Origin of the sequence: Lyticum sinuosum, assembly GCF_034471385.1 — a bacterium.
Classification (GTDB): domain Bacteria; phylum Pseudomonadota; class Alphaproteobacteria; order Rickettsiales; family Midichloriaceae; genus Lyticum; species Lyticum sinuosum.
Genome location: NZ_JARGYU010000001.1, coordinates 456,316 through 462,500 on the forward strand (window position 1 = coordinate 456,316; position 6,185 = coordinate 462,500).

The window sequence follows — 6,185 nt, forward strand, 5'->3', positions numbered from 1 at the left end:
ACACAACTAAAAATATATGTTAAAATTATTATAAATTGTATAAAACATCTTATAATACAATGTATACTTTGAGAGAAAAAAATTTTTATTCTTCTTTAGAATCATATAATTTTAGTAAAAATGATTCAATAAAAACACTACATACATGGACAATTATTTTACTTGTGGCAATAATTATTATTTCTTTATTGCTTGAAATTATAGTTGAAATACCAAGTTCAAATTCATTAATTTTCACAACAAAAAATGAATCTGAAAATAATTATTTAAATTATAGTAATGATTATAATAATTCTATTAATGCTACAATTAATATTACTAATGTTATAAATAAAGATGGAAAAACTATCATAGTTGGAGAAATACTAGTTAGTAGTATACCTCAATACTTACTAGATGATCATGGAAATTCACAACATACCATAAAAGTTACTAGTAATAGTTTTATTAATCCTCAAAATATTGTAGATAATGGGACACGTAGTTCTTCATTTTTATTTTCTACTTTTTTAAGTGATAAAAATTTTTATCAAAAAATCGGATTCATACATAATCTAAAGGCTAAAACTCTGATTAATAAATCCTCCTTACAATATAAACGTAAAATTCCTGTTATACAGGAAGTTTTTTATAAAGGTCCTTCAGGAGGAGAAATGACTATCTTAAAAGATGAAATAAATAATTATTATAAAATTATTTATAATATAAAGTTTAGCTTTATTATTTTAAGTATAATGATTTTTCTCGCTAAATTATTAATGATTACATCAATAGTTATATCTTTTTGTGGAATATATCTTAATTATTCAATAAAAAAAAGCATATACATAAAATCTATATACCAAGAAAAAATGTTAAGATTGAAAAATAATAGTTATTTTCATTTTTGGACAATAATGATGCCACTTTTTATATTTTCTGTTGATAATGCTCCTCCAGAAGGAAGAGAACTCTTTTATCAGATATTAGATTGGAATATTGTATATGTTTTCTCAATTATAGGAATAATTATATCTATAATAGATTTCTTATTATTTATTACTTATTTATTAATCTTTAAAAAATAATTTATATTTTTTAATATTTTAATAAAATATTTATTTTCTTTTACGTTTATTAGGATCAAGATGTATTTTACGTAATCTTAATGATTTAGGTGTAACTTCAACTATTTCATCATCTTGAATATAAGATAACATTTCTTCTAAAGTTAATGATTTTATAGGTGTTAATTTAATATTTTCATCTGATCCAGCTGCTCTTATATTCGTAAGCTGCTTAGAACGAACAACGTTAACATCTAAATCATTATCACGATTGTGCTCACCAATAATCATTCCTTGGTAAACTTTAGTATTTGGGCTAATAAACATAGCACCTCTTTCTTCTAGGTTGTAAAGAGAGTATGCTGTAGCTTCTCCATCTGAATTTGATATTAAGGAGCCATTCCTTCTACCAGATATTTCTCCTTTAAATATTCGATATCCAAGAAAGGATCTATTTAAAACACCAGTTCCTCTTGTGTCGTTGCGAAATTCACTTTGATAACCAATAATACAACGCGATGGTATTTCAAAAGTTAATCTTGTTTTTCCAGTACCAAGAGAACGCATATCAATCATTTCTCCTCTTCTACTTCCCAATTTTTCAATTATAATACCACTAAATTCTTCATCAGTATCTATGATTAATTCTTCATATGGTTCTAATTTTTTACCATTATCTTCTTTAAATAGAACTTTTGGCCGAGATACAGACATTTCAAAACCTTCACGTCTCATATTTTCAATTAATATACCTAATTGTAATTCTCCACGTCCACCTATTTCAAATTTTTCGCCATTTGAGGATACATTTAATGATATAGCAACATTGGTTTCTATTTCTTTTTCAAGACGAGAAAGTATTGTACGTGATGTTACTTTTGATCCTTCTTTTCCAGCAAAAGGTGAATCATTAACTGATATTGTGATAGACATTGTTGGAGGATCAATCTCAGTAGAAGCAATTGGTTTTTCTACTTGAAGTGAACATATTGTATCTGAAACAGATGTTATTGTAGTTCCTGCAACTGCTATAATATCTCCAGCTATTGCTGATTCTATAGGTACTCTGCTAGATCCCTGAAAACCAAATATTTTTGTTAATCTAGTCTGTTCTATAGTTTTTCCAGATAAATTCATAGTTTTTATTGAATCTCCAACTTTAATAGATCCACTGTATATTTTTCCTATTAGAAGACGCCCTACATATTGATCGGATGTTAGCATAGTTGCTAACATTGAAAATGGAGAATCATGCTCTACTTTAGGTGGTGATACTGTATCTTTTATAGTGTCAAAAATAATATTTAAATTATCAGTCTTTTGATCAATTTCTTTTGTTGCCCATCCATCTCGTCCAGCCGCATATAATATCGGAAAATCGATTTGTGTATCATCTGCATCTAATGCTATAAATAATCCTAATATTTCATCTATTACTTCTGAAATACGACTATCTGCTCTATCAATTTTATTTATTACAACAATTGGTTTAATTTTAGCTTTTAATGCTTTACTAACTACAAATTTAGTTTGAGGCATTACACCTTCTGATGAATCTACTAAAATTATAGCTCCGTCTACCATTGATAATATGCGTTCAACTTCTCCACCAAAATCAGCATGCCCAGGTGTATCTATAATATTATACTTTATTCCACCAAAATTAATTGAAGTACATTTTGCAAGAATTGTTATTCCTCTTTCTTTTTCTAATGTATTATTATCAAGATTTATTGATGCTCCAAAAACCAAACCATCACTTTGTTCATACATTTTACTTATAATAGTTGTTTTACCATGATCAACATGCGCAATAATGGCAACATTCCTTATATTATTTTGTGAAATCACTTTTTATTTGTTAAAAGATAATTAATGCTAACAAACAATTTATAAAAATTAATGTAAATCAGCAATTATGAGTTATATTATATATCTATATTAATAAATAGTCAAAAATAATACTTAACTATATAAATAATTAATTAATAATATTAACTATTATAATATTAACTATTATCTTCTTCTATTGAATTTTTTTCAGGTAAAAATCCATTTTGTTGCATTTGCCACAGTTTAAAATAATGAGTATTATTATTTTTTATGAGATTATTATGGGTTCCTTCTTCTATAATATTTCCATTCTTAAAGACAAAAATTCTATCCATATTTAAAACAGTTGATAAACGATGTGCAATTATAAGGACTGTTTTATTAGATATAAGGTTATTAATACTCTCTTGAATTTTAGATTCTGTTGAACTATCAAGTGCTGATGTTGCTTCATCCATAATTATAATTGGAGCATTTCTTAATATTGCTCTAGCAATTATTATTCTTTGTTTTTGTCCTCCGGATAGTTGATGATTTGAGCCAGGACCTATGATAGTATCATAACCTTCTGGTAAATTCATAATAAAAGAATGAGAATGACTTCTTATAGAAGCATCAACCATTTCTTCATCTGTTGATTCATTACATCCATATTTAATATTATCTCTAACTGATCTACTAAAAAGTACTGGTTCTTGTTGCATGATAATAACTTGTTTTCTAATAGAACTTATAGAGTGAAGCATGATATCTTGATTATCTATTGTAATATTTCCTTTATTTAAATTATACAAACGAACTATTAGGTAAACAAAAGATGTTTTTCCACTGCCAGAAAAACCAACTAATCCAACTTTTTCTCTTCCCTTTATAGTGACATTAAGACCAGTAAATACACCATTTGGTTCTTTATGCCCAAAATGAACATCTTTAAAGACTATTTCTCCTCTTGTAATATTTATAGGTGTTTTTTTCTTATAATTCAAGAAACTGTTAATAGAACCTTGATCTTCTTCAAAAGATTCATCAAAATTATTATCTTCACTTGAAATATCATCATTATTATTAATAGTATTAATATTTATATTTATTTTTTCATTTATATTTGCTTTTTCTATATCTGGTGTATTAATTAATTTTTCTTCTTTATTTAAGATAGTATTTTTTATACTAGATTTTCCTCTATGTCTTATATTCTTTTTGTTATTATTTATTTGTTCTTCATTAATATCATCGGGTGTTATCGTCTCATATTTTAATATATTAATGCTTTGTTTTAATGTTCCTATTTCTGTCATGAAATAATTTATTTCGTCACTTGCATACCATAATCCAGTCATAATACTGATTGTAGTATTAAACATGAATGCTATATTTCCAATTGTAATTTCTCCATTAGAGATTAAATTTAAAGCTGTATTAAATGTTATATAAACAAAATACATATTTAATATTCCAAGAAGTAATTTTGATTCTTCTATTTTCATAATCGTTTTACGATACAATCTTACTTCTTGATCTTGTACTTTTTTTAAGATCTTGATTTCAGAGCTTGCACCATTACAAGTTTGAATTGCAAAATAGTTATTAATAGAATCTGATATTGATGATTGTACTTTTCCTCTTGCATATGATTGTTCCATAGCTTTTGACGCGCTTTTAGATACAAATAAAAAGAGTAATATTCCATATAAAAGAAACCATAGCATAATTAATGTAGCTAGGTCTTTATGAATATTATATATTAAAAATATAGAAATTATTATTGATATTAATAGTGGTATGAAATTAACCATTATAACATCAATAATAATTCTTAGACTTCTAGGAAAATCATCAACTCTATAAGAAATAATACCAAATCTTTTTCCAGAAAAGTATGTATATGGATATTTTATAATCCAACTAAATATTTCTACACGAATATCTCCTTCAAATTTTGAGTAAAGTTTAGCATACATAAATCCTTTTGCTCTTTGAACAAGCTCAACTAACAGCCATATAGAAAATACTACAATAATAATATTTTTATCTATATCTTTACTACTAGAAATAGTAGTAAGCTTGTCAACAACACTCCCTATTATATAGGGCCAAAGACTATTTTGGCATAATGAAACTATGATACAAATACTAAACATAATTAAAAATGACCATTTTTGTTTAGAAACAAAAAAACTTAAACATTGCAGGATAGTCTTAGGAACATGTTTCATTTTTTTATTTTAATTTATTAAATTTATTAATTTTTTAATTTAAATAGCTAATAATAAATAGCATCTTTATATTATTATAAAGCTTATTAATATTTTTATATTAAAAAGTGAAAATTTAAGATATAATCAATTTATAAAAAAATTTATAAAAATTTTAATTTAAATTATAATTATATACTTATATACATTCAAATCAGTTCAAATCAGTATGTAATCATGAACTTTTATTACTTATTATATATTCTGAGATAATTCAAATAGTATAATTATTAATACATAATTTATTAATAAAAATAAGCTATAATGATATATAAGATGAATTTATTTTTCTTTTATTATAAAATCTTAGCTCGGGAATATAACGCATTTGCCTCATTTTTTTTCCTATTATATATCTAAATTCGGATGCATGATTATTTATAATTTTAAGTTGTTCTTCATAATCAACATCATCGCCTAAAATTACAAGATAAATATTAGCATAGCGTAAATCAGAACTCATTAGCACTTCATATATAGTAATTCTGTTAACATTAATATTAGGTAAATATACTTGATTATTAATAATAATATTAGCAATAAGATTATGAATCACACTACTGACTTTTAATGGGCGATTTGATTGCTTTTTACTTTTTATAAAATACTTTAATGATTTATAAGAATTATGCATAATATTTATTACAGTTTTTTTATTGATTTATTTATAAAATAATACTGTGAACATTAATAAAAAAGTATATTTCTTGCTTTTTAAATTAGTTATAGTTAATTATAATTTGATTGTCTATTAAAAATTCTTTTTTAGAATATAATAATTTTTTAAACTAAAAAAATTATTTAAATTACTTGTTTATGAATTATAAAAAAAATCTCAAATATTTAATATATAAATTTTTAAATAATTTTAAATTTATAACTTTTATGCATATTATACTTGTAATGGTATCTATATTTATAAATATTTTATTATTAAATAATAATAGATATTCTATTGCAAATGATTCTGTTAACTTACATGAAATGGAATTAAATTTTAGGAGTAAGGAAGAATTAAATAATGTTCAAATAGATGATAAAGTTATAGGTT

5 protein-coding genes (1 of these 5 running past the window's edge) are annotated in these 6,185 nt (G+C 24.0%); 2 read left to right on the top strand and 3 right to left on the bottom strand.

The features are described 5' to 3' along the window. Positions 1–59 precede the first annotated feature (59 nt). Complete coding sequence (locus Lyticum_RS01830) at positions 60–1,067, top strand: hypothetical protein (RefSeq protein WP_322498623.1); 1,008 nt, start codon at positions 60–62, stop codon at positions 1,065–1,067. Between the two features lie 30 nt (positions 1,068–1,097). On the opposite strand, the gene typA is transcribed toward Lyticum_RS01830, so the two are convergent. From typA to Lyticum_RS01845, 3 genes are all read right to left on the bottom strand, one after another. After that, positions 1,098–2,897 (bottom strand): translational GTPase TypA, encoded by a 1,800-nt coding sequence (gene typA / locus Lyticum_RS01835; protein ID WP_322498624.1) that lies wholly within the window; start codon positions 2,895–2,897, stop codon positions 1,098–1,100. A gap of 158 nt (positions 2,898–3,055) precedes the next feature. Beyond that, positions 3,056–5,095, bottom strand: a complete 2,040-nt coding sequence (locus Lyticum_RS01840) for an ABC transporter ATP-binding protein (protein WP_322498625.1) — start codon at positions 5,093–5,095, stop codon at positions 3,056–3,058. Between the two features lie 298 nt (positions 5,096–5,393). Beyond that, positions 5,394–5,768, bottom strand: a complete 375-nt coding sequence (locus Lyticum_RS01845) for a ribosome-binding factor A (protein ID WP_322498626.1) — start codon at positions 5,766–5,768, stop codon at positions 5,394–5,396. A 251-nt stretch (positions 5,769–6,019) separates the two neighbouring features. Here Lyticum_RS01845 and Lyticum_RS01850 point away from each other — a divergent pair, with 251 nt between their 5' ends. Further along, on the top strand, positions 6,020–6,185 hold the 5' end (the start) of the coding sequence (locus Lyticum_RS01850; RefSeq protein WP_322498627.1) for a thioredoxin domain-containing protein. Its footprint extends 515 nt past the window's final position; 166 of the gene's 681 nt are visible here — the first part of the coding sequence; it begins with the start codon at positions 6,020–6,022; the stop codon falls past the right edge of the window.